The organism is Runella sp., from assembly GCF_027484545.1.
Classification (GTDB): domain Bacteria; phylum Bacteroidota; class Bacteroidia; order Cytophagales; family Spirosomataceae; genus Runella.
Window position 1 is genome coordinate 34271 of record NZ_JAIXST010000346.1, and the last position, 25150, is coordinate 59420.

The 25150-nt window shown below is 40.4% G+C and carries 19 protein-coding genes and 1 tRNA gene; 5 read left to right on the plus strand and 15 right to left on the minus strand.

Going from position 1 to position 25150, the window contains the following annotated elements:
- Positions 1-3: 3 nt before the first annotated feature.
- From Q0081_RS30920 to Q0081_RS30975, 12 genes are all read right to left on the minus strand, one after another.
- The gene (locus Q0081_RS30920; protein WP_298362822.1) at positions 4-1020 is read right to left on the minus strand and encodes a heme A synthase; all 1017 of its coding nucleotides are present in this window, start codon (positions 1018-1020) and stop codon (positions 4-6) included.
- On the minus strand, positions 998-2878 hold the full coding sequence (locus tag Q0081_RS30925) for a cbb3-type cytochrome c oxidase subunit I (RefSeq protein ID WP_298362826.1): 1881 nt from the start codon (positions 2876-2878) through the stop codon (positions 998-1000). The genes Q0081_RS30920 and Q0081_RS30925 overlap by 23 nt, the downstream gene beginning before the upstream one ends.
- 30 nt (positions 2879-2908) lie before the next feature.
- Complete coding sequence (locus tag Q0081_RS30930; RefSeq protein WP_298362831.1) at positions 2909-4030, minus strand: cytochrome c oxidase subunit II; 1122 nt, start codon at positions 4028-4030, stop codon at positions 2909-2911.
- 83 nt (positions 4031-4113) lie between these two features.
- Positions 4114-5430, minus strand: a complete 1317-nt coding sequence (locus Q0081_RS30935) for a quinol:cytochrome C oxidoreductase (protein WP_298362834.1) — start codon at positions 5428-5430, stop codon at positions 4114-4116.
- 91 nt (positions 5431-5521) lie between these two features.
- Complete coding sequence (locus Q0081_RS30940) at positions 5522-6112, minus strand: cytochrome c (RefSeq protein WP_298362837.1); 591 nt, start codon at positions 6110-6112, stop codon at positions 5522-5524.
- A 15-nt stretch (positions 6113-6127) separates the two neighbouring features.
- Positions 6128-6655, minus strand: a complete 528-nt coding sequence (locus Q0081_RS30945) for a DUF3341 domain-containing protein (protein WP_298362840.1) — start codon at positions 6653-6655, stop codon at positions 6128-6130.
- A 50-nt stretch (positions 6656-6705) separates the two neighbouring features.
- The gene (nrfD, locus tag Q0081_RS30950; RefSeq protein WP_298362842.1) at positions 6706-8133 is read right to left on the minus strand and encodes an NrfD/PsrC family molybdoenzyme membrane anchor subunit; all 1428 of its coding nucleotides are present in this window, start codon (positions 8131-8133) and stop codon (positions 6706-6708) included.
- 79 nt (positions 8134-8212) lie between these two features.
- Positions 8213-11341, minus strand: coding sequence for a TAT-variant-translocated molybdopterin oxidoreductase (locus tag Q0081_RS30955; protein ID WP_298362845.1), 3129 nt, complete (start codon positions 11339-11341; stop codon positions 8213-8215).
- 36 nt (positions 11342-11377) lie between these two features.
- Complete coding sequence (locus tag Q0081_RS30960; RefSeq protein WP_298362848.1) at positions 11378-12538, minus strand: c-type cytochrome; 1161 nt, start codon at positions 12536-12538, stop codon at positions 11378-11380.
- 336 nt (positions 12539-12874) lie between these two features.
- Positions 12875-12945: transfer RNA gene (locus tag Q0081_RS30965), tRNA-Cys, on the minus strand.
- Positions 12946-13048: 103 nt separating this feature from the next.
- Positions 13049-14866: a 30S ribosomal protein S1 gene (gene rpsA / locus Q0081_RS30970; protein ID WP_298362851.1), complete on the minus strand. Its 1818-nt coding sequence runs from the start codon at positions 14864-14866 to the stop codon at positions 13049-13051.
- A 131-nt stretch (positions 14867-14997) separates the two neighbouring features.
- Positions 14998-15510 carry an HNH endonuclease gene (locus Q0081_RS30975; protein WP_298362854.1) on the minus strand — a complete coding sequence of 171 codons (513 nt, stop codon included), beginning with the start codon at positions 15508-15510 and terminating at the stop codon, positions 14998-15000.
- A gap of 227 nt (positions 15511-15737) precedes the next feature.
- Here Q0081_RS30975 and Q0081_RS30980 point away from each other — a divergent pair, with 227 nt between their 5' ends.
- The 5 genes from Q0081_RS30980 (at position 15738) to Q0081_RS31000 (ending at position 22400) form a co-directional block, all read left to right on the plus strand.
- Positions 15738-16355 carry a TetR/AcrR family transcriptional regulator gene (locus Q0081_RS30980; RefSeq protein ID WP_298362857.1) on the plus strand — a complete coding sequence of 206 codons (618 nt, stop codon included), beginning with the start codon at positions 15738-15740 and terminating at the stop codon, positions 16353-16355.
- A 16-nt stretch (positions 16356-16371) separates the two neighbouring features.
- Positions 16372-16800 (plus strand): DUF3995 domain-containing protein, encoded by a 429-nt coding sequence (locus Q0081_RS30985; protein ID WP_298362860.1) that lies wholly within the window; start codon positions 16372-16374, stop codon positions 16798-16800.
- Between the two features lie 91 nt (positions 16801-16891).
- Positions 16892-18244: a TolC family protein gene (locus Q0081_RS30990; protein WP_298362863.1), complete on the plus strand. Its 1353-nt coding sequence runs from the start codon at positions 16892-16894 to the stop codon at positions 18242-18244.
- Positions 18245-18269: 25 nt separating this feature from the next.
- Positions 18270-19319, plus strand: a complete 1050-nt coding sequence (locus Q0081_RS30995) for an efflux RND transporter periplasmic adaptor subunit (RefSeq protein WP_298362865.1) — start codon at positions 18270-18272, stop codon at positions 19317-19319.
- A gap of 18 nt (positions 19320-19337) precedes the next feature.
- Positions 19338-22400 (plus strand): efflux RND transporter permease subunit, encoded by a 3063-nt coding sequence (locus tag Q0081_RS31000; RefSeq protein ID WP_298362869.1) that lies wholly within the window; start codon positions 19338-19340, stop codon positions 22398-22400.
- A gap of 63 nt (positions 22401-22463) precedes the next feature.
- On the opposite strand, the gene Q0081_RS31005 is transcribed toward Q0081_RS31000, so the two are convergent.
- The 3 genes from Q0081_RS31005 to Q0081_RS31015 all read right to left on the minus strand — a co-directional run.
- Complete coding sequence (locus Q0081_RS31005; RefSeq protein ID WP_298362871.1) at positions 22464-23921, minus strand: M20 family peptidase; 1458 nt, start codon at positions 23919-23921, stop codon at positions 22464-22466.
- A 45-nt stretch (positions 23922-23966) separates the two neighbouring features.
- A complete protein-coding gene (locus Q0081_RS31010) occupies positions 23967-24458 on the minus strand; it encodes a dihydrofolate reductase (RefSeq protein WP_298362873.1) in 492 nt (163 codons plus the stop codon).
- 41 nt (positions 24459-24499) lie between these two features.
- On the minus strand, positions 24500-25150 hold a 651-nt coding region (locus Q0081_RS31015; RefSeq protein ID WP_310586554.1), incomplete at its 5' end, for a Uma2 family endonuclease.

Consider the following 25150-nt stretch of genomic DNA (forward strand, 5'->3'; position numbering starts at 1 on the left):
GACTTATCTATTTTCGAGTTGAGTCACCAATGATTGTTTAAAAACTTGATTTGCATTAATTAGCAACAATACTACAAATTGTAGTCCAAGTGCAACTGTCGCTAAAGTCAGGTGAATCGGTTGTGCAAATGCAGGAACTTTCAGATAAGCTAATACAATTCCCGTTGCAATCTCAATGAGTAACAGAATCAAAAGGGCGGAAGATAGCTGAAAAATTATTCCTCTCGAAGCTATATTTTTTCTTAACCAATAGACCAAGCCAACGTGCATTCCTAAAATCAAAATAGAAAACGAACGATGAATATAAAACTTAAGCCCTAAGCTATTAATCCACTGGGCTCGTCCTGCTTCTCCAAATTCTTTAATCGCCACATCCATTGCCTCACGTACCTGAGTTCCAATCAAAACCTGCAACAACGATAAAAGCAACGTCCATTGCAACCACTTATTGATAAACTTCTTATGATTTATTTCTTCTACTGAAACATGACCGACAAAGGATCTGGCCATTACATATAAAAGAATAAATACGATAACAATCGCCAAAAGCATGTGTAAAGTTACCAATATCGGTGCCAGTTCTGTCGAAACCACTTTTGAGCCCAACCATCCTTCAAAACCTACTAACAAAAAGGCCAATAAGCTCATAAAAAAAACAGGACGGTCTCTCTTAAGGAAAGGAATTGACGCTAAAAGTGTTCCGAAAATTACCAGCCCCGTAAAAGCCCCAAATAGGCGATTTAGATATTCTGTCCAAGTCTTGAAGGCATTAAACTCAACTTCACCTTTAAGCTTTGCGCCAAAAATCTCCTGATAATTTGCAGGTAATTGAGATATCTCAGTTGGTGGGACCCAACTTCCAAAGCATTTTGGCCAATCAGGACATCCCATACCGGCACCGGTACTTCTAACGATTCCGCCGATAAGAATTAATACATATACGACAATAACCGTTAGAAGTGCCAGCCGCCGAAACAGTCGGGTGTTATTTTCAGAATTAATGAGCCGCGAATTGGTCATTATAGTTTTGTGCCTCAATTTCTTTTTCCTGTGCTATGTATGCATTTTCATGTGGGAAGTTTGATTCCAACGTTTGTGAATGCGGAACATTTTGAGGAATAAAATCATCGGGTGCGCCCGGTTTGCTGTAATCATAAGGCCACCGGTATACTGCCGGTATTTCACCTACCCAGTTACCATGTCCAACATTGACTGGAGTAGTCCATTCCAATGTATTAGATTTCCAAGGATTAGCAGGAGCTACCTTTCCTTTAAATATACTGTAGAAGAAATTCCAAAGGAAAATAAATTGAGCAAAGAAAGTTAATATAGCTGCCACACTGATGAACATATTCATATCAGTGAAAGATTTTGCAAAATCAAAAGCTGTAAACTGATAATAACGGCGAGGGAAACCGGCAATACCAATGTAGTGCATCGGCATAAATATCAGATAGACTCCAGCAAATGTCAGCCAGAAGTGAATTTGCCCCATTGTATTATTGAGCATACGTCCAAACATTTTTGGAAACCAGTGATAAATCCCTGCAAAGAATCCAAATGCTGAAGCAGCGCCCATTACAATGTGGAAGTGAGCTACCACAAAATACGTATCGTGCAATTGAATATCTAAGGCCGCATTACCCAGAATGATACCCGTCAATCCACCAGATACGAAAAGTGAAACAAGTCCAATTGAAAACAACATTGCAGGTGTAAATACAATGTTACCTCTCCAAAGTGTTGTGATATAATTGAATGCTTTTACCGCAGATGGAACCGCAATAATCAGTGTTAAGAACATAAAGATGGACCCCAAGAATGGATTCATACCTGTTACAAACATGTGGTGAGCCCAAACAATGAATGCCAGAAAAGCGATTGCCATTAATGAAGCAATCATAGCACGGTAACCAAAGATTGGTTTACGGGAATTGGTAGCGATAATTTCGGAAGTAATCCCTAATGCAGGTAACAGAACTATATACACTTCAGGGTGCCCTAAGAACCAGAATAAATGTTGGAACAGAATAGGGCTACCACCTACGTTAGGTAAAGCTTCTCCATTAATATAGATTTCTGAAAGGTAAAAACTTGTACCAAAATGACGGTCAAAAATCAATAATAATGCGGCAGATAATAACACAGGAAATGAAATAATGCCCAATATAGCCGTAATCATAAATGCCCAGATCGTCAGTGGAAGACGTGTAAAAGTCATCCCACGGGTACGCAGGTTGATAATTGTAGTCACATAGTTTAAGCTCCCTAATAAAGAGGACATGATAAAGATAGCCATACTAAGCAACCATAAAGTCATACCCATTTCCGAGCCCATGTGCGCTTGTGGTAGAGCACTTAATGGAGGATAAATTACCCAGCCGCCTGCAGCAGGTCCTGTTTCAAGAAAAATTGATATAAACATCAATACACTCGAAACAAAAAAGAACCAAAAAGACAACATATTGAGAAACCCGGAAGCCATATCACGTGCCCCCACCTGTAAGGGAATTAAGAAGTTACTGAAAGTACCGCTCAATCCGGCCGTCAACACAAAGAAAACCATAATAGTGCCATGCATCGTTACTAATGCAAGGTAGAAATTAGGATCTATAGCACCTGTTTCTGTAATCCATTTTCCTAAAAATGGTTTTAACCAACTAAGGTTAGCCCCCGGGAATCCTAATTGCAAGCGAAAGACTACCGACATGGCAGCACCGATAATTGCCCAAAAAATACCAGTAATCATGTATTGCTTTGCAATTACCTTGTGATCTTCTGAGAAGATATACTTACGCCAGAAGTTTAACTCCTCATGATGCTCATGCTCATCATGAGCGTGAACATCGTGTTCCAAATTAGCCTCTACTACTGACATTTTTATTAAAGTTTAAAGTTATTGTTTTCATTAACGAAATGATGTACTTGTGGCGGTTGCCGACCCAGTTGTTGCAGTTGTAATATCTATCTCTTCTACGTAAGGTGCATAGTCCATTGCTTTTGCCCTTAATCTCTCAGGGATTTTAGAAATGAATTTTGGATTAGCTTCTAAAATCTGTGACAAAACTGGCTTTTGTTGTTGTTTCCAAGCATCTACGGAAGCTTTATCTTCTACAATTAAACGTAAACGCATTGCGAAGTGGCCACGTCCACAGACTTCAGTACAGGCAATTTCATAATCAAAATTAGGATTACCTGTTTCTGCACGCATTTGCTCAGTTGATTTGTCTGGGGTAAACCAAAATTTAGTTGGCATTCCAGGAACAGCATCCATTTTTACCCGCATGTGGGGAATAAATACACTATGCAATACATCACGGGCACGTATTTTTAATGAAACGGGTTTTCCAACTTCTACATGCATTTCACTTACATTGATAAAGTCATCGAATGAAGCTTCGTCTGAGTAGTCAATACCGCTTGGATTACTATTATTATCATCAATTAATTTATAATTATAATTACCCAATTTATTGTCTTGAATACCTCCATAACGAACAACCCAACCAAACTGTTTACCCATGATTTCAACGACCTGCGCGTCAGCGGGAGCATCAGACATGATATGAGTCCACGAACGGAAACCTAAAAATACCAACACCGCCATGATAACAGCAGGGATGGCAGTCCAAATCAATTCTAATTTGTGATCTTCGGGATAGAAAGTGGCTTTGTATCCTTTTTTATATTGGTATTTCCAAGCAAAAAAGAACAACAAGAAATTTACCGCAAAAAAAGCAATGGTCAACAAACCCATATCAAACCAAAATTGGCTATCGGTTTCACGACCATGAGGAGAAGAAGCTTCTGGCAAAAAATATGCCTCTGCCGATAAATAAGACCATACCATTCCGATTGAACCTGCAATCAAAAATAATATCCAAAGGGCTCCATTAATCTTATTATTGGGAACAGGAGCCTCATCATCGGAGGCCGATTTAATATTGCCCATTACATTCTGCAGTTTTGCCGCAACGGCAACTGCAATTCCCAACAGCACAATCAATAATAATCCAACTAAATAAACCATTGTAATTTGTGATTTTAAGTTGATTTAATGATTTTGAGAATCAGAAAAAATTTGCTTTTTCCGCAAAATCAATTCATTTATAATTACGCAATATCATGGTGAAGAGACTCTTCCAGCATTGGGTGATTGCGCGGAATCAAATTGGCTTTAGTCAATTGGTTTGATATTGTCCAAATAAATGCACAGGTAAATAACAATATAAACCCGAATTCTACTGCACCAAAACCGCCATTTTCACCCACTGTCCCCGGCATAATATTCGTATAAAAATCAAAGTAATGTCCCGCTAAGATAGACCAACAGGCAATTTTCAGAATAAGTGGTGTACGTTTTGAGTCCCTTGTCATTAAAACTAAAAAGGGTATCACAAAGTTTAGAAGAATGTTAATAAAAAACGGTGCTTTGTAAATTCCTCCGTAGCCCGTGAAACGTTCACGATAATAAATAGCCTCTTCAGGTAAGTTAGCGTAGTAAATCAGCAAAAACTGAGCAAACCACACGTACGTCCAGAAGATAGTAAAAGCAAAGCAGAATTTACCCAAATCGTGTAAATGGCTTTCATTCACTGCTTTCAAATATCCTCTTTCTTTTAAAGTTACAATAGTTAATGTCATTGTAGCCAAACCTGCTACGTGCCAACTTGCTAATGTATACCAACCAAACATAGTTGAGAACCAGTGGGTATCAATAGACATTACAAAGTCCCAGGCAGAAGTAGAAGAAGTTACAGCGAATACAACTAAGAAAGCTGTTCCGTATTTAATGGCTTTTTCATAATTATCGGTACCGCCAATTTCGTCTTCTTGAATTGACAAGCTGCGAAGTACTCTCCAAAGGCCATACCATAAACTAAAATATAGGACCAAACGGATTATAAAGAAAGGCTTATTTAAAAAGCCCTGTTTACCCGCGATTACGGCATCATAATTAGGACTTTGTGGATCCATAATACCTTCATGCATCCAATGAAAAAGTTGATCCCCAAAAAATACAGCAAGTACCAATATGATAATTGCGGGAATTGGTAAAAACGAAGGCATTGCTTCGGGAATACGTCTGAATACTGCTGACCACCCTGCTTGAGCAAGGTTATTGTACGACAGAAAAAACATCCCAATAATTGAAATACCTGCGAAATACACACTATTTACCCACAAATTGGCAATAATACGTTTTGTCCAATGATAAGCATGTGCTCCGTGCTCGTGAGCATGCTCAGCCGCATGTCCTGCTGCTGCATGTGCGTCGTGGTCATGACCACCGCCTTGTGATAGGATATATGCCCCCACCAAAACCAGCGCGGCACCAATACCCATGCCAATGAGCAGATTACGTTTTGAGTCGGCGGTAAATTCAAATTGTTCTTCGACAGAAACAACTTCGTGATGATGTGCGCCCATTATAAATCTTTATCGTTAATTGTTAATTGTTATCTCAGTGGCGAGCCACCTGTTCATTTTTCAATGTGGGGTTTCCCACATTAAATACTTTTTATCCTTTTTGTAACTTATGAATATAATGAGCTATTTTCCAACGCTCTTCAGGAGTAACTTGTGAACCATGTGGCCACATACGTCCTTTTCCATGAGTAATCACGTGAAAAATATGTCCGTCAGTCATGTTGAGATATGCATCAGCTTTGTAGTTGGGCACCCCTTTATACATATCTGCTACTGCGCCCTCGCCTGCCCCCGTTTCGCCGTGGCAATGTTGACAATAACGACCGTATAGTGCTTTGCCCTCGGCCAATGATTTTTCATTGTTAGGAATTGGATTCTTTAATACCGTTTCTGCAATAGCAAGATCATCTTTTCCCAAATGGTAAATCATTAAATCAACCCCTGAACTGTCAAGCTGAGTCTTATAATTACGTCGTGATACGGTACCTGTTACTGGTTCACGCATATTCTTACCATCTGCATTTATAGGGTTCTTATTAATCTGAGAGTAAGGCTCGTAACCAACCGAATTGTACATATTGGGTGCAAATTCCCAACCTGTCTCATCATGACCGCGTTGGCATGATGTTAAAGCGGTCATAGCTGTAAAAGTACAGGCTATCAATGTATGGATTCTTTTCATCGTATTTTTAAAGCATTAAATCTGTTTAATACTCACTTCCTCTGCCCCCGAAGCTTTTATCAAGCTTGTGATCTCGATTTCTGACATTTTATTTTTGCTAAGATCTACAGCCATCACAAACTTATTGTCAGTACAACGTGGGTCAAATAAAAGCGGTTTAACGGTTGGACCGAGACCATTTGAAAGAAAGAAAGTAAATGTCATACCGAATGCTGTAAAAAGCACTGTTAATTCAAACATAGCTGGTACGTAGTTAGGCAAAGAAATAGGATCTTTGCCCCCAATGACCATTGGCCAATCAATACCCATAGTCCAAGTAGTAAGGGTAAGAGCACAAAGAAAGCCTGTTACACCAAAGCAAAAAGCAGCTATACCGATACGAGTACGAGGATGGCCGATAGCAGTATCCATACCATGGATGGCAAAAGGAGAATAGACCTCATAAATTTTTACCCCTGCATTTTTTACTTTGCTGACTGCATCCAGAATTACGTCGTCGTCATCATAGATACCTACTAAAAACTTTTTATTTGTGTCCGTCATTTTTATGTCAATTAAATTTGGAACTTATGATTCTCGCGAACCAGAATCTTTTATTCTGCATCCTTTTTGTAAGCAGGAGAGGCTAACCGATCTGCTTTTGAAACACCTGATACTTTTATAGGTAGTTTCTCTGATGTTGACTTAATTACAGCTTTTACTTCAGCCATATTAATTACCGGTAGATACTTCGAAAATAAGAAGAAACAGGTGAAGAAAAAACCAAAAGAGAAGATATAATCTCCAATGTCAAACATCGTAGGATAAAACATAGCCCAGCTTGACGGAACGTAGTCACGGTGAAGAGAGGTAACAATAATCACAAACCGTTCAAACCACATCCCGATATTTACAATAACAGAGATAAAGAATGTCCAGGTTACACTGCGACGAATATGACGGCTCCAAAACAACTGCGGTGAAATAACGTTGCATGTCATCATTGCCCAATAGGCCCACCAGTAAGGTCCCGTTGCGCGGTTGATGAAAGCATAACTTTCAAACTCTACGCCCGAATACCAAGCCATAAAGAACTCTGTCAAATAAGCTACCCCTACAATCGAACCCGTGAGTGTAATGATTTTATTCATCATTTCAATGTGTTCATGCGTAATATAATCTTCCAACTTATATACAACACGCGTCACCAGCATCAGATTTTGAACCATTGCGAATCCTGAGAAAATAGCTCCTGCAACGAAGTATGGCGGAAAAATGGTCGTATGCCAACCCGGAATAACTGAGGTAGCAAAGTCCATGGATACAATGGTATGTACCGAAAGTACAAGGGGAGTTGACAAACCAGCCAAAATTAAGCTGATATACTCATAACGCGCCCAAGTTTTAGCTGAGCCATTCCACCCTAAAGACAAGGTACCGTAAATGTATTTGGAAACTTTGTTCTGTGCACGGTCGCGGATAGTAGCCAAATCAGGCACCAAACCTACATACCAAAACAAACAGGAAACGGAGAAATAAGTTGAGATGGCAAACACGTCCCAAACCAACGGGGAGTTGAAGTTTACCCACAATGAACCAAAGGTATTTGGCAAGGGCAATGCCCAATAAGCCAACCACGGGCGCCCCATGTGCATCACAATAAAGGACGCAGCGCAAAGAACAGCGAAAATGGTCATCGCCTCTGCAGCACGGTTGATAGAAGTTCTCCATTTTTGACGGAAAAGGAGCAAAATAGCTGAAATCAAAGTACCGGCGTGACCAATACCAACCCACCATACGAAGTTAGTGATATCCCAAGCCCAACCGACAGTTTTGTTAAGGCCCCAAACGCCTAAACCTTCCCACCAAGTCCAGAAGACACAGCAAGTACCATACAGTAAAACCACAAATGAAAGCGTAAAAGCGGCTTTCCATTCTTTGGTTGGCTTGCCTTCCACCTGCTTACAGATATCCTCTGTCACGTCGGCGTAGGTTTTGCCGCCGGTTACGAGAGGGGTTCTTACGGGTGAAGTAACGTGCATATTTTTAAGAGTTATTAGTTAATTTTTATTAATTAATTGTCAATCAAAACGGAGAACCGCACAAACTTGTACCTAATTCTTAATGACCTCCATGTTCAGCATGAGACTCGGCAGTTGCCGCTTTTGCGTCCACATCTTTGTTACGGATTTTAACAAGATTTGCGTCCACATCTTTGTTACGGATTTTAACAAGATAAGAAATTTGTGGTTTTACGTTGATTTCTTCTAACATTTGGAATGCACGTCCTTCTTTTTCTTCTGACAATAATTTAGAAAGACGGCTTTCAGGGTCGTTCATATCACCAAATACAATCGCTTCCGTTGGACAAGATTGAGCACAAGCAGTTACAATCTCTCCATCAACAGGACGACGACGTTCTTTTTTAGCATTCAATTTACCCTCTTGAATACGCTGCACGCACATTGAGCATTTTTCAATAACTCCGCGTGAACGTACTGTTACATCAGGGTTAATGACCATTTTGCCAAGGTCATTATTGTAATGATAATCGAAATTATCATTATCAAAATATTTAAACCAATTGAAACGACGTACTTTATAAGGGCAGTTATTGGCACAATAGCGAGTACCCACACAACGGTTATAAGCCATTTGGTTAAGTCCTTCTGTGCTGTGAGTTGTAGCTAATACAGGACATACTGTTTCGCAAGGAGCATTACCACAATGTTGGCACATCAATGGCTGGAAAGTTACTTCGGGATTTTCAGAAGCGATTTCCAATGCTTTTAGGTCTTCAACCGCATCACTGCTATAGTAGCGGTCAATACGAATCCAGTGCATTTCGCGACGGTTAATCACTTCCTGGCGGCCTACAACAGAAACGTTATTTTCAACCTGACAACTAATTACGCACGCACCACAACCTGTGCACGAATTTAAGTCAATAGCCATTCCCCATGAGTGGTTAGGCTTTTCATAGCCATTCCACAATGAAATTTCGCCTGGACTTTTTAAGCCTTCAGAAGTAACCACATGCGGGAAATAGCGTCCTGCTTTCGTATCTTTTTGATATTCCGCCAAACGAGCTTCCTGCAATACTGCTTTTCTGCCCATTACAGTATCGTGCGTTTGTGTTTGGGCTATTTTACGAGTCTCACCCGTTTTAGATAATGTCCCGTCACCAGCACTAAAATTCACAAATCCGCCTTTGAATTGAGCCAGTGGATAAACATTTACCCCTACTCCATTTCCAGCTTTACCGGCTTTTTCACGACCATACCCAATTGCAATGGCAACAGTGCCATTTGCTTGACCAGGCTGTACAATTACAGGTAATTCCACCGACTTGCCTTTTATTTCTACTTTTACCACATCATCTTGAGCAAGCCCAAGTTCTTTAGCGGTTTTCTGAGATATGCTTGCATAATTATCCCAACAAGCTTTGGTTATTGGCTCAGGGAACTCTTGTAACCATGGGTTGTTGGCTAATGCACCCGTACCCATTCCTACTTTTTCATAAAGCACTACCTCAAGTGCCGTTGCATTTGCTTTATAAGTACTATTAATGGTAGCAATTGCGCCATCAACCCCTGCGGTACCACTCACGCTGCTACCGGCAACTGCTGCACCTTTTTCTAAGACACCATCATGTAATGCCTTTGTCCAGGCACCTTCAAAATCAGCCCCTGTTATAATATTAGTTTTCCAGTAATTACGGAGATATGCATAAAAATCACTGCTCAAACCTGCCCATTTTAAAAGGCTTGACTGCGCTTGACGTGTTTTAAATATCAACGAAATAGCGGGTTGTTGTAAGCTATAAAAACCAGCTTTAGGCTCGGCATCACCCCAAGATTCTAAGTAATGAGGGGCAGGAGCAATGTATTTGCAAAGGGAAGACGTTTCGTCTGAACGATCGGCAAAAGAAACCGAAAGAGCCGATTTGGAGAGTCCGTCCTTTAATTCTGCACCGCGTGGGTGATCATAAACAGGGTTACAACCATAAAATACAACTGCGCTGACAGAACCAGATTTTACACCATCAATCAATTCATTCATTGCCAAGTCATTGCCTTGACGGAAATTAACCGGTGTATTTAAATCAATTGTAGATCCGTAAGAGCCCAACGCTTCATTAAGTGCATTCACTACAATTTGAACGTTAGGGTCATTAGAACCTGACACTACTACCGCTGCCCCTTGCGCAGCTTTCAAATCTTTAGCTGCTTTTTCAAGCATTTTATCAACATCCGCACCTAAAGATGCCGCAGCTTTGCCCGTTACTTTATTATAGAGTGTCAGAGCTATCAATCCTTCCTGTGAAGGTTTTATAGCAGTGCGATAATCGGCATTTGAACCGGTAAGCGACAATGCTGTCTCAAACTGATAATGACGCAACATATCTCTTTTACCACCTTTAGCACTGCTTAGTTTACGTCCTTGTACATATTGCTGAGCAAATACCTCAGGCGAAATCCAAGTACCCAGAAAATCACAGCTTACTCCTACTACGACCTTTGCTTTACTAAAGTCATAAGACGGAACTACAGCTTTACCAAACGCGTCTCCGTTTGCTTTTACCAAACCGGCTACTGAGTTAGCATCGTACATGACGTGCTTAGTAGTAGGGTATTTAGCAGTAAAATCAGAAATTACGGCTTTTGTGGAAGGACTCAAAATCGTTGAAGATACGATACGAATCTGTCCTCCTTTACCTGCAATTGACGCTAACTGCGTAGTGATTTCTTTATCAATCACATCCCAATCAGCATCAACTTCGCCTTTTTTAGGACCTTTTAACTTCTCAGCATCATATAAAGCCAATAAAGAAGCATGCGCCCTTGCACTTACTCCTCCTTTGCTAATGCTTGATTGCTTATTACCTTCAATCTTGATAGGACGCCCTTCGCGCGTTTTTACCAAAATACTGGCATAGTCGCCGCCTTCAGCGTAGGTAGAAGCATACCAATCCGCAATAGAAGGGAAAGTATCTATAGGTTTGTTAAGATAAGGAACTGACTTTTTTACGGGAGCATCACAAGCAGCTAACGATACAGCAGCAACTCCAAATCCCAACACTTTTAAGAAATCCCGACGGTCTGAACCTGTTCCGTCTACGATACTCTTGTTACTGCCGGAATCCGTTGGCTCAAAGCTGCCAAATTCGTTATGTGCATTTTTTATAAAAGTCTCATCATTCCGAAGCTCCTCCAATCCTTTCCAATACCTCTTCGTTTGGTTTTCCATATATTTATGAATGTAGATTCTGGATTCTTAAATTTTCTAATAGTGACACTTTGAACATTCTAACCCGCCAATGTCAGCTACTTTCAAAGGCTCTTTGCTTTTCTTTGCATGAAGTGCAGTAAGCTTATCATAATAGGCATTGCCTTTCGTATTTACATCTGTCTTACGGTGACAATCAATACACCATCCCATCGTTAATGAAGAACGTTGTTCTACTACTTCCATGGTTTGAATTTCACCATGACATTGTTGACACTGTACACCACCTACATTTACGTGTTGGGCGTGATTAAAATAAGCTAAATCAGGCAAATTGTGAATACGAACCCATTCAATTGGTTGGTTTTTCTCAATTGCAGTGTAAATTTTTTGGATTTCAGGAGATTCTTTTTTGATAACGCCATGGCAATTCATGCAAATATTCGCCGATGGAATGGTAGCTGATTTGCCACGATTTACACCCGTATGGCAATAATTACAATCTACCTTATATTGACCTGCATGAAGTTTATGAGAAAAAGCAATAGGCTGCTTAGGCGCATATCCCTGCTGTACTCCTATTCCGTACATTCCATCAATGGTGGCTTTAGTCACCATAAGAATGAAAAACCAAACTGTGGCACTGCGAACGGCTGAGTTTTTACTGAAAGCAACCAATCCGTTTCTAAGTTTGTCGCCCATGGAAGTGCCTTCACTGGAAGATACGTCCCCACTGACCGCTTTAGACAAAATCGAAACGATTGCTAACAATACTCCCAATACTAACAGCATTACCAATAATAAGGCAACTAAAATGTAAGTAAACAAATCAGATGGGCCTGAACCACCGGAAACTGCTTGAGCGGTATTAGTTGCACCGGCCGGTGCAGCAGCGACTGCAGTATTTGCTTTTTCAATATATGCCAAAATGTCTTTCACCTCTTTGTCTCCAAATGCGGGGAAAGCAGTCATTTGTGCTTTATTGAATTTGTTGTACAAAGCAACTGCATACTCATCTCCTGCCTGAATAACGCCATTGGGATTTTTCACCCATTTTACTATCCAAGCTAAATCACGGCGCTGTTGAATACCTTTTAATCCGGGACCAACGACTACCTCATCTTTGGGAGAGTGACAAGCTTTACAATTATTATTAAACAGCGTTTCGCCGCTTGCTGCATCGCCATCTTGAGCTATTGCCTTACTTAGGCTTATCATAGCTAAAAGGGCTATGACAAATAGTCGACTAATGTTACGCATTTCTTTGAAAAATAAACAACTCCTCATTTGTGTATAAATTAACAAAAACGTGATACTTCTTGACCGCACAAAAGTAATGCACGATTACATACGTGCCAAAGCATTTCTATCCTTAATTTGCAATAATTTAATTATTTAGATTTTTTCTAATTAAGCTTAGAAGTAATTGTGAAGCATAGAATATAGCATTATTTGATTGAAAATGGCCGGATTAAAAACAAAAAATACCATTCAGCATGTTAAAACTTATCATGGCTGAATGGTATTTTTCTTAGAAAATAAATTTGCAATAAGAGGTCCCGAGCGGATTCGAACCGCTGTACGAGCTTTTGCAGAGCTCTGCCTAGCCACTCGGCCACAGGACCTTTTTATTAGTTGGATGTTAGTATGTTTTGGTTGTCTGAAAATATTCTAACAAACCTACAAACTAACATCCACGTGCAAATATAACAGTTTATTTTAGTTCTGTTACTCTGCTTCTGCCTCTTTTGTAACTTTCTTTGTAGCGGCAGCTTTTTTCTTCTTTTCGCCTTCTTCCAATTGTTCTTTTAAAGCCGAAAGTGCTTCTAAATCACCCAAAGTAGCTTTTTCAGCATCTTTAGGTTTTTCTACTTTAGCAGGTTTAGCTTTTTCTTCAACTTTGGGCTCTTCTTTTTCCTGCCAAGTTTTGACATGAGAAAGAACAATACGTTTTTCTTCTTTTAAGAATTCAGTTACTTTAAAATCAAGCGACTCGCCTACTTCAGCAACCGTACCATCTTCTTTGGCTAAGTTTTTCAAAATAGCAACTCCTTCAATTCCGTAAGGTAATTCAAGAGTGGCAACCTTATCGCCTTTACCAACAACAGTACACTTATGCACTGAACCTACAGCGAAGATGCTTTCAAAAGTATCCCAAGGATTTTCTTCCAAGTGCTTATGGCTTAAAGAAAGACGACGGTTATCTGCGTCTAATTCAAGAACCATTACTTCAAGTTCCTCGCCTACTTTAATAAAATCGCTTGGGTGTTTGATTTTTTTAGTCCATGAAAGATCCGATACGTGAACCAAACCGTCAATACCTTCTTCTAATTCAAGGAAAAGACCAAAGTTAGTAAGATTACGAACAATACCTTTATGTTTAGTACCAACAGCGTATTTATCAATGATTTCCTGACGTGTCCAAGGATCAGCAGTCAGTTGTTTCAATCCTAACGACATTTTACGTTCGTTACGATCTAATGTTAATACAACGGCCTCTACTTCATCACCAATTTTCAGGAAGTCCTGAGGATTGCGTAAATGTTGTGACCAAGACATTTCCGAAACGTGAATGAGTCCTTCTACACCCGGCATAATTTCAAGGAAAGCGCCGTAATCTGCTACGTTAACTACTTTACCTTTTACTTTAGAGCCGATTTCGATTTCTGATGCAAGTGCTTCCCAAGGATGAGCCTGCAATTGCTTCATACCAAGTGAAATACGTTTTTTATCTTCGTCAAAATCCAAAACTACGACGTTGATTTTTTGGTCAAGGCTTAACAAATCCGAAGGATCGTTGATACGTCCCCAAGAAATATCAGTAATGTGCAATAAACCATCAACACCGCCTAAGTCAATAAACACCCCAAATTTGGTCATGTTTTTGATAACACCTTCCAATACCTGACCGCGTTCCAAATTAGTAAGAATTTGTTGGCGTTGTGCTTCAAGGTCTTTTTCAATAAGAATTTTATGAGAAACAACCACGTTATTATTAGCATGGTTAATTTTCACTACTTTTACTTCCATCTTCTTACCTACAAACACATCAAAGTCGCGAATAGGCTTCACGTCAATTTGTGAACCCGGCAAGAAAGCTTCAATGCTGTAGATATCAACAATAAGACCGCCTTTCGTACGACGTTTCACAAAACCATCAATCACTAAATCATGATCAAATGATTTTTGGATGTTATCCCATGCCGTAATTACGCGCGCTTTCTTACGAGAAAGTATCAATTGACCGTTAGGGTCTTCTTGATTTTCAATATATACTTCAATTTCGTCGCCGATTTTCAGATCCGTCAAATCACGAAATTCTGAACGCGGTACGATACCGTCTGATTTTGAACCAATATTCAAAATCACTTCGCGGTCATTCATACCGACCACGACTCCTTTTACGACCTCTTTTTCGGCGACGGGTGAGATAGTCCCGTTGATCAATTGTTCCAATTGGGCTTTTTCAGAAGCAGAATAGCCACTACCAAAGCCGCGATTATCGACTCTGTCCCAATCAAAATCAGCTAATTGAGTTTTACTCATAATATAGTTGTGAAATTGCCTTTTCTTACATCAGTCTTCAGGCAAATAGACTGAAATTTAGTGAAACAAATCCCGCCCCTTGCAAAACGGATTGCAAAGGTAGAAGTTTCTACAAAAAAAAGCAATTTTTTTTAGTACGCCTTTTCTCTTTTTGCCAAAAAAGGCATCCACGATTCTTCGGTAGTACCCGAATATTCACGCATAAATAAAATAAACGAGGGTTTAAAAGGACGTTGCCGCATAGGCATCGAAGCTTCTTCCGGAGTACAATCTCCTTTACGCGTATTGCAACGTTTACAGGCAGTTGCGAGATTTTCCCAACTTGTTCGCCCTCCGCGGGACTTTGGCATGACATGATCAAGTGTGAGATCTTCGTGAGTTCCGCAATAAACACAGCGGTGATTATCTCGCTTAAAAATATTCTGCCGTGTCATCATTACGCCTTTGTAAGGCAAGTTAATGTAACGGTGCAGTCGAATCACCGTTGGCATTGGGAATACACTGCTTACTGTGCGTAGATAATACGCAGAAGACTCGGCAACCAATTCAGCCTTGTTGAGATACACCAGCAAGAAGGCTTTGGGGACGGAGCAAATGCTCAACGCGGAGTAATCTTGATTTAGTATTAAGACTTTCCTACCCATACCGATACGAGGGGTTTTTAGGTTTGCGCAATATACAAAGGATTATCGTGAAAAAATGCGTTTCTACAAACTTCTTAACGGAAAATTGTTTTAGTAGATAAACACTCCGTCTATCATTTATTTTGTCCCATTTATAAAAAATAAATAAACATCTCTTGTTTACTAAACACTGTTTAGTAAATTTGCATCGTTCACAAAAATCGACTAAAGTACGTCTGTATACAACAATGGGAATTTTAGAGAGGAAAGAGAGAGAGAAAGAAGATATGCGGCGGCTTATTTTGACTGCTGCCCGCAAACTTTTTTTAGAACAAGGGTACGAAAAAACCAGTATCCGCAATATTGCTGATGCCATAGAATATAGTCCAGCCACCATTTATCTATACTATAAAGACAAAAACGAGTTGTTTTTTGCCTTGCACGAAGAGGCATTTTTGAAATTCATGGAGGAATTAGGTGGCGTTAGAAGCGTTAAAGACCCGTTTGAACGATTGATTGAAATGGGGCATCGTTACATCAAGTATGCAGTGGAGAATCCTGAATTATACGATTTGATGTTTATCATGACTGCTCCTATGGAAACATTAGCCTGCCGAGACGAATTGTGGGAGGATGGCTTAAAATCGTTTGGATTACTTAAATGGGTCATTCAGGAGTGTGTCAACATAGGCTATTTAAAAAATACAGATATTGAGATTTCTGCCATGACTGTTTGGGCTTATATGCACGGTTTAGTTACCATTTATCTTAAAAACAGAATGAGTATGTTTCAGGATGATCAGCAAATACAACGAATGCAACAGTCGTTTACACTTTTCAGTAAAATGATAAAAGAGTCTTTGTGAATCAAACCAATCAGCCATGATTTTATTTCTCGCTATGATACTGATTTTGATTTTTGTAAGTATTTCAATCTTACACTTTTATTGGGCTTTTAGGGGCAAAAAATGGGGAAACTTTACCATTCCAACTAAAAGTAATGCTGCTAGCACTCCCCTTTTTAAACCAAGTTTCTTTGAAACGTTGGTAGTAGCTGTTGGATTTTTAGTCTTTGTCTGGATTATTGGAATGAATGCCCAAGTATTCCCACTTGTCTGGATAACTAAAAACTATGTTACCTATGCCACTTTTGGGATTGTATTTATTTTCCTGTTAAGAGCCATTGGTGAATTTAGATACATTGGATTTTTTAAAAGAATAAAGGATACGACATTCGGACAAATGGATAGCCGTTATTATTCGCCATTGTGCTTATTAATAGCAATTACTACTCTGATTATCAACACATAAACGCCTAATAACTATGAAAACTCACTCATCAATCTTCAATTAGCAGCCCCTTTTTTTGACTAATTTTTGAACACTGTTTATTAAATAAGACATGATTAGATACTATTACCTACTGCTATTGCTGCTCAGTGGATTTGGGGCAACGGCACAACAATCAGCCATTCTGGATGCTTATGTTCAGGAAGGTCTACAAAACAATCTCGCTCTTAAACAGGAAGGGTTTGAAATTACGAAGTCCATGGAAATAATCCAGCAGGCCAGGGCTTTATTTTACCCTAAAATCGCCTTTAATCCTACCTATTCACTGGCGGCAGGCGGACGACGTTTGGAGTTTCCTGTTGGAGATTTACTTAATCCCGTTTACAGCACGCTCAATCAGCTTACAAAAACAAGTAACTTTCCTCAAATTGATAACGTAAATCAACTACTGGCTCCCAACAATTTTCACGACACTAAATTTACTGTCCAGTACGCGATTTACAATCCTGAAATTCAGTACAACTACCTGATTCAAAAGACGCTGTTAAGTGCGCAGGAAGCTAAAAAGCGAGTGGTAGAAAACGAACTGCGCTACAACATTGAAGGGGCTTATTACCAATACATGCAAACATTGGAGGGATTGAAAATCTACGCCAATGCTCAAAAAACCCTTCGTGAGTTGGTACGACTTAATCAAAAATTAGTAGCCAATAATGTGATTACCAAAGATGCAGTTTTTGGGGCAGAATATGAGGTCAGTAAATTGGAACAACAGATAACGGTTACTGAAAAGAACCGTGAAATTGCAAAAGCTTACTTTAATTTCCTGTTGAACAAAGACTTAAGTGTTCCTATTCAGGTGGATTCTACCCTTACTAAAAGCGCAACTAATGTTGGCGATTTAACAAGCTTAGCACAAAACGCCATTTCGAATCGTCAAGAACTCAAGCAAATAGACCAGTCTATTTTAGCTTCACAAACGGCTGTTACTCTTAACGAAAAAGCAGCTAAAAGACCTTCACTTTTCATTGGTGGAAATACCGGTTTTCAGGGCTTCGGTTATACATTCTCAGGACAGGCTTATTTGGTAGCCCAAATCGGGTTGCAATGGGATTTGTTTAAAGGGTATGAACGAAAATCAAAAGTTCAGCAGTCCAAAATTCAAACTGAGCAGCTGCGCACCAAAAAATTGGAAGTGGAAAAACAGATCGAATTGCAAACCACACAGGCATTCTATGAACTGCAAGCTTCTCGTGAATCATTAAAATCCTTGGCCGACGGAGTGATTAAAGCCGAGCAATATTTCAAGGTTGTTGACAGTCGTTACCGCAATGGTAACGTACTCTTGATTGAATATGTTCGAGCGCAAAATGAATTGCTCAATGCGCAATTGCAGCAATCATTGGCTCAGTTTGATGTAATGATAAAACAATCACTTTTGGATAAAGTCGTAGCCGTAAAATAAAAGTCAGTTTTAAATTTTTAAACACATGAAACGATACATTTTCTTTTTATTCATCGCCGCTCTCGTCACTGCTTGCGGCGAAAAAGAAACTAAAAAACAGGAAACGGCATCTTCCGCCGAAGAAACGTTAATCCCAGTCCAATTATCCAAAATAGAATCGGTTAATCGCTCTGAAAGCATTGTAGCTTCTGGATTGATGGCCTCATCAGAAGAAGCTAAACTGTCTTTTAAAATCGGTGGCATTATTCAAAGTATTCACGTAAAAGAAGGTCAGAAAGTACGTAAAGGTCAGGTATTGGCTTCATTAAACATGACTGAAATTGACGCTCAGGTCAGTCAGTCAAAATACAGCGTTGAAAAGGCCGAACGTGATTTTAAGCGAGTGGAAAGTATGTACAAAGATACTGCCGCTACCCTTGAACAAATGCAAAATGCAACGACCGGTTTTGACGTAGCTAAACAGAATTTACAAATTGCTCAATTCAACCGTTCCTACGCCCAAATCACTTCACCGATTGATGGAAATGTCATCAAAAAAATGGCCAATGAAGGAGAATTGACTGGACCAGGCACCCCGATTTTGTTTTTAACTTCCAATCGCCAGAGCGACTGGGTCGTGCGGATCGGGGTATCGGATAAAGACTGGGCGCGGCTCAAAGTGGGTGATAAAGCTACGGTCACCTTAGACGCCTACCCTACCGAAACGTTTACAGGCAGCGTTACTAAGTTAGCGCCCGCTGCCGACCCGATGAACAAGCTCTACGAAATTGAAGTCCGGATCGGTTCTAATGGAAAGCGGTTTGCCTCCGGTCTATTTGCCAAAGTGGAACTGAAACCTGTACAAAATCGCAATTATACCATGGTACCCATTGAGGCGATTGTAGAAGGAAACGGAAAGGATGCTTTTGTATACGTCTTGGATGATTCACGGAAAAAAGTAAAACGAATGCCCATTCAAATTGGCTTCGTTGACGGAGATAAAGTATTGGTAACAAATGGGTTAAATAACGTATCGGAGGTAATTACTTCAGGAAGTGCTTTTTTGACCGAGACTTCTTCTGTGGTGGTAAAATAATCTAATCATTCTTTCAAAATGAATTTATCAGAATTTTCCGTCAAAAACTGGCAGTTTATGCTGGTGATGTTTGTGGGTGTGGTCGCCTTGGGGCTCAACTCTCTTTTTAAAATGCCACGCGCCGAAGATCCAACCTTTGAGGCTCCCACTTTTATTATCTCTGTTATCTATCCGGGCACCGACCCCAAAGACATGGAAGAATTGGTGGTTGACCCCGTTGAAAAACGCCTAAACGAATTAAAAGACGTTAGAAATATTCGTACAACCATCGACGACGGCTTGGCTGTATTTATGCTGGAATACGACTATTCAGTGGACAACGATGAAAAAAAGCAGGAAATCGCCCGCGAAGTAAACTCCATACGAGGTATTTTACCTACCGACATTTTCGATATTCACTATTTTCAGTTTGACCCTGGATTGGTAAATATTGTACAAGTTGCCTTGGTCTCAGAAGTAGCCTCTTACAAAGAAATGGCTGATTATTCTGAAAAATTGCGGAAGGTTCTGGAGAAGAATAAAGACCTGCGAGGCGTCAAAGACTACGGTTTTCCCAAAGAAAACGTACGAATTTCGCTCAACGTTGAAAAAATGGCGCAGGAAGGCATTGCCATCAATCGAGTACTGGGCGCATTACAGGCTGAAAATCTTAATATTCCTGCGGGAAGCGTACAGGAAGGTGCAAGAAGATTTAACGTAAAAACCAGTGGTGATTATGAGTCGCTGGAGCAAATGCGTAACACCATAGTTTCGACCAACGGCCAGAAAATCATTTACTTACGAGATATAGCTGAGGTTGATTTTAACTACGAAGAAGAAACAAATCTTACTCGCCTCAATGGCCGACGGGCTGTACTGGTAGTTGCTGCCCAAAAAACGGGAAAAAACATTACCGAAACGGGAACAAAACTGAATCTCAGTCTAACGGAATTTGAAAAGACGATGCCGAAGCACATCAAAATGATAAAATATTTTGACCAATCGGTAAGTGTGGACAAGCGTTTAAGTCGTTTTGCCAAAGATTTCGGAATTGCTATCTTGTTGGTTGCGCTTACATTGCTACCGCTCGGATTAAGAGCTGCCTTGGTAGTAATGATTTCTATTCCGCTGTCGCTTGCCATTGGACTTACAGCTGTCAACTATCTGGGTTACAGCATCAATCAGTTGAGTGTAGTAGGCTTAATCGTGGCTTTGGGGATTTTAGTGGATGACTCTATTGTGGTGGTTGAAAACATTGAGCGATGGATGCGGGATGGTTTCTCCAAAAGAGATGCGGCTATCAAGGCAACCAAACAAATTACGTTGGCCGTGATTGGTTGTACAGTAACCTTAGTATTAGCGTTTTTACCTCTCATGTTTTTACCCGAAGCATCGGGAGATTTTATTCGAAGCCTTCCTACAGCGGTGGTGATGACCATTGTAGCCTCCATGTTAGTATCGCTTACCATCGTTCCTTTTTTGAGTAGCCGTTTATTGGAAAGCAATCACAATCCAGAAGGGAATATCTTCTTACGGGCATTGAAAAAAGTGATTTCAGGTTCCTACAGTCGTTTGCTCAATTGGGCTTTACGCCACCCTTTGCCTACGCTTTTATTTGCCGGATTGATTTTTGGGGCATCATTGACTATTCCCAAACAAATCGGTTTTGCTTTGTTTCCTAAATCAGAGAAACCTATGTTTCGGATTACGTTTGAAACTCCGGAAGGAAGTAGCCTGACCGAAACCAACCGCGTATCACGCGTTATTGAAAATGAGTTGAAACGCCATCCGGAAGTCAAATACTTTTCAACGAGTGTTGGCCGTGGCGTTCCCCGTATGTATTACAATGTGATTGAGCGTTCAGAGTCAAGCAATTATGCCGAGGTTTTTGTGCAACTTCAGGATGAGATTCACCCTCCCGAAAAAATTAAAATTATCGACCAACTGCGCGAACGCTTGCGTTACGTACCCAATGCCAACGTAGAAGTAGTGGATTTTGAACAGGGGCCCAACACGGAAGCTCCAGTAGCCATTCGGGTTTTGGGTGAAGACCTCGAAAAACTGCGCATCGTAGCTGCCGATGTGGAAAAAATCTTAAAAGACACACCGGGTACGATTTATGTTAAAAATCCACTTACCACCCGTCGAACTGATTTACGCGTTAAAATCAATAAAGAAAAAGCGGGTCTTTTGGGCCTGTCAATAGCGGACATCAACCGTACCGTTCGGTTAGCCATTGCGGGGCTCAATATTGGCACGTTTAAAGATGCCACGGGCGATGATTATAACATTAACGTAACTTTACCGAAAGGGAGAACCACCACACCTGAGGTTCTTAATAACCTGTACGTAAACACATTGACAGGCCCAGCAATTCCTCTACGACAGATAGCTGAAATACAATTTGAAACTTCTACCAACCAAATTCGCCACTTCGACCGTGACCGTTTTGTGACCATATCGGCTTTTGTAAAAAGCGGTTATTTAGTTGACAATGTGTACAATGAGATTTTGGCCAAACTTGAAAAATATAAACTCCCGAACGATTTCAGTTATAAAGCAGCAGGAGAACTGGAAGCTCGCGAGAAATCATTTGGCGGCTTAGGTACCATCATTTTGATTACGGCCTTTGGTTTCCTCGGTGTGTTAATTTTGGAATTTGGAACCTTCAAAAGTTCATTGATTGTACTTTCCGTGATTCCGTTAGGTATCATTGGAGCTTTTACCATGCTTTGGATTGTGGGCTATCCGCTTTCTTTTGTCGCCGTCATTGGCTTAATTGCTTTGATTGGAATTGAGGTCAAAAACTCCATCTTACTTGTTGACTTTACCAATCAACTGCGAGAAGAAGGACGACCTCTCATTGAAGCCATTCAGGAAGCGGGCGAGATTCGTTTTGTCCCGATTGTATTGACTTCGCTCACAGCGATTGGCGGTTTGATTCCGCTCGCCATCGAAGGCAATCCGCTTTATTCTCCTTTGGCTTGGGTTTTGATTGGCGGTTTGATTAGTTCTACTTTGCTATCACGGATTGTAACCCCCGTTTTATATCGCTTAATTCCGCCACGGGTAGAGGTGACAGTAAATGAGGAACAACAATAAAAATCTCTTGATTATTTTAACCATGAAAATTGCAAATTTGATTTTCATGGTTAGAATACTTGATTAACTTCCCTTGACCAACTCCACATAAAACTTTACCACATTCTTAAAATCCTCAATACTGATTCGCTCATTAGTCCCATGAGGGCGTTTGAGATCTTCCTCATTCATCCGCACGGGCATAAAACGGTAAAGATTGGTGCACACTTTTCTGTAATACCGTGCATCAGTTGCCCCTACGACCAAATAGGGTGCTACGATAGCATCCGGGAAACAACTTTTAATGGTTCTATGCAGTGTCCGAAAACCTACCGAAGCTGTATCAGAAACAGGAGACGGCTCTGAATCAAATTGTTTCAAAACCTCTATTTTAATTCGGTCGTTATCAATTACTTTTCTAACATACTCCTCCACTCCCCTGACCGAATCCCCGGGTAAAATCCGAAAATTTATTTTGGCTACGGCCTCCACCGGCAACACATTATCTTTTACTCCGGCATGAATTACCGTTGGAGCAATACTTGTTCTCATTATAGCATTTCCGGCATTGGTTTTAGCCATAATATTGATAATGACGGATTTCAATAACCAGCGATTGGCCATGGCCAATTTGGTTCCGAAAGGCATTTCATCGGCAAGATAGTCTTGTAAATAACTCGCGCCTCCTTCCAAACGAGCCGGGAACGGTTTCTTTTGCAACTTGTCAATCGCTTCGGCTAACATTCCGATACTAGTTTGTGGGGGCGGCATAGATGAGTGTCCACCCTCTCCCATGGAAGTCAATTGCAATGTTGTATATCCTTTTTCGGCTACCCCAATCAGCGCGATGGATTTATTGATTCCCGAAACACCATCTGTTTTGATGGTACCGCCTTCGTCCATGACATATTCCAATTGAACTTTACGGCTTTCAAGTAAAGCGGCTATCTGTTGTGCCCCGTATCGTCCCGAAATCTCCTCATCGTGCCCGAAAGCCAAATAAAAAGTACGATTGGGTTGGTAATTTTGCTTCAACAAATACTCTACTGCTTCCAAAACCCCAATTACTGTCACTTTATCATCGAGCGTGCCACGCCCATACACAAATCCCTCGGCAATATCGCCCGCAAAAGGTTGGTGCTTCCACATTTTTTCGGTGCCCTGTACCATGGGTACTACATCATAATGACCCATTAAAAGGGCGGGTTTCAAAGAAGTATTTTTCCCATTCCACTGATACAATAGCCCATACGTATTAACACGCTCAAATTTCAAACGGCTATGAACCAAAGGATAGGTTTTGGCCAAATAGCCCACAAATTTCTCGAACTGAGTACTATCCATCAGCGACAGATCTTCAAAAGAAACGGTTCGAATTTTAACCGCGTCGGATAAATGGACAATGGCTGAATCACTGATGGTCAGAGCCGCAGCAGGGGTAACACCAAGCATCTGTTTAGACGAAATCCGAAACGTATTGAATAACAAAACGACAATTAGCAGAAGAAGCGCAAACGCTATAAGACGCAGGATTTTTTTCATGAAAAAGATACGAACCGTCTGTCCGTGACTAAGGTTAGGTATATGCTATTTACGAACTAATTCCACAAAATCAAATGCTATTGCGTGTTTTTCGTCACTTGTGTGGTGAAGGCGGCTTTCTTCCTGCCAATATTCAATATCAGGAATGGTAAAGTAAGCGTCGCCCTCAAAATCAGCCCGTACCTCCGTCAAATAAATTTTATCAGCAATAGGTAGCGTAAGTCGGTAAATTTCGGCCCCTCCTATCACAAAGACTTCTTCTGTATCCGTTTTTTGGGCTACTTCCACAGCTTCCTCTATTGAATTTACAACCAATACTCCTTCCATACACCACTCTTTGCTCCGAGTAATGACAATTGAAGTACGGTTAGGCAGAGGCTTCCCAATGGAATCAAACGTCTTGCGCCCCATAATGATGGGATGGCCCGTTGTGAGGCGTTTGAATTGTTTCAAATCATCGGGTAAACGCCAAATCAGTTGATTATCACGGCCAATAACACCGTTTTGGGCAGCAGCTACAATAAGGGAGATTTTCAAGGTTTATAGTTTATAGTAACCGATAACTCATTTTTTCATCATTACTCCATTTCTAAAATATCAATCAATACCACTTCAAAATCTATCAGAACATCTTCTCCTACTAATTTTTCAGCAAATGGTTTGGTTTCAGGAACCAAATTGGGTCGAAAAATATAGGTTTGTTGCTCACTCATTGACACCAGCCAGCCCAATCGTACGCCATTTGAAATCCACTTCACCATTTTTTGCTTTAAATCTTCCAAATTATCCGTATCAGACTCCAGTTCCAATACAAAATCAGGGGCCAAATAGGGAAACGATTTTTTTTCTGCCGTTGATAATTGATTCCAATGCTCTTTATGAATCCAAGCCACATCAGGCGCACGCATGGATTTATCGGCTAAGAAAAACCCTCCATTGGAATCGATGACTTTCCCCGCTTTGGTACGTCGATTCCAGATAACAAATTCGCCATTGAGTTCACTGTTATTAGAGCTTGTAAGTAAATGAGTAGGAGACATATTGATAAATAGTTGACCAAATTCATCTCGTTCTACCCTTAAATCAGGGTTTGATAGACAAAACGTTGCCAATTCAGTGTCGGTGAATTGCTCGCGGATGGGAATGTGAAGTGGAATAATCATGAGACAGCAACGATTAGGATTCTCCAAATAGTTGAACAAATATAGAGAATGATTCCCTATTTTTGC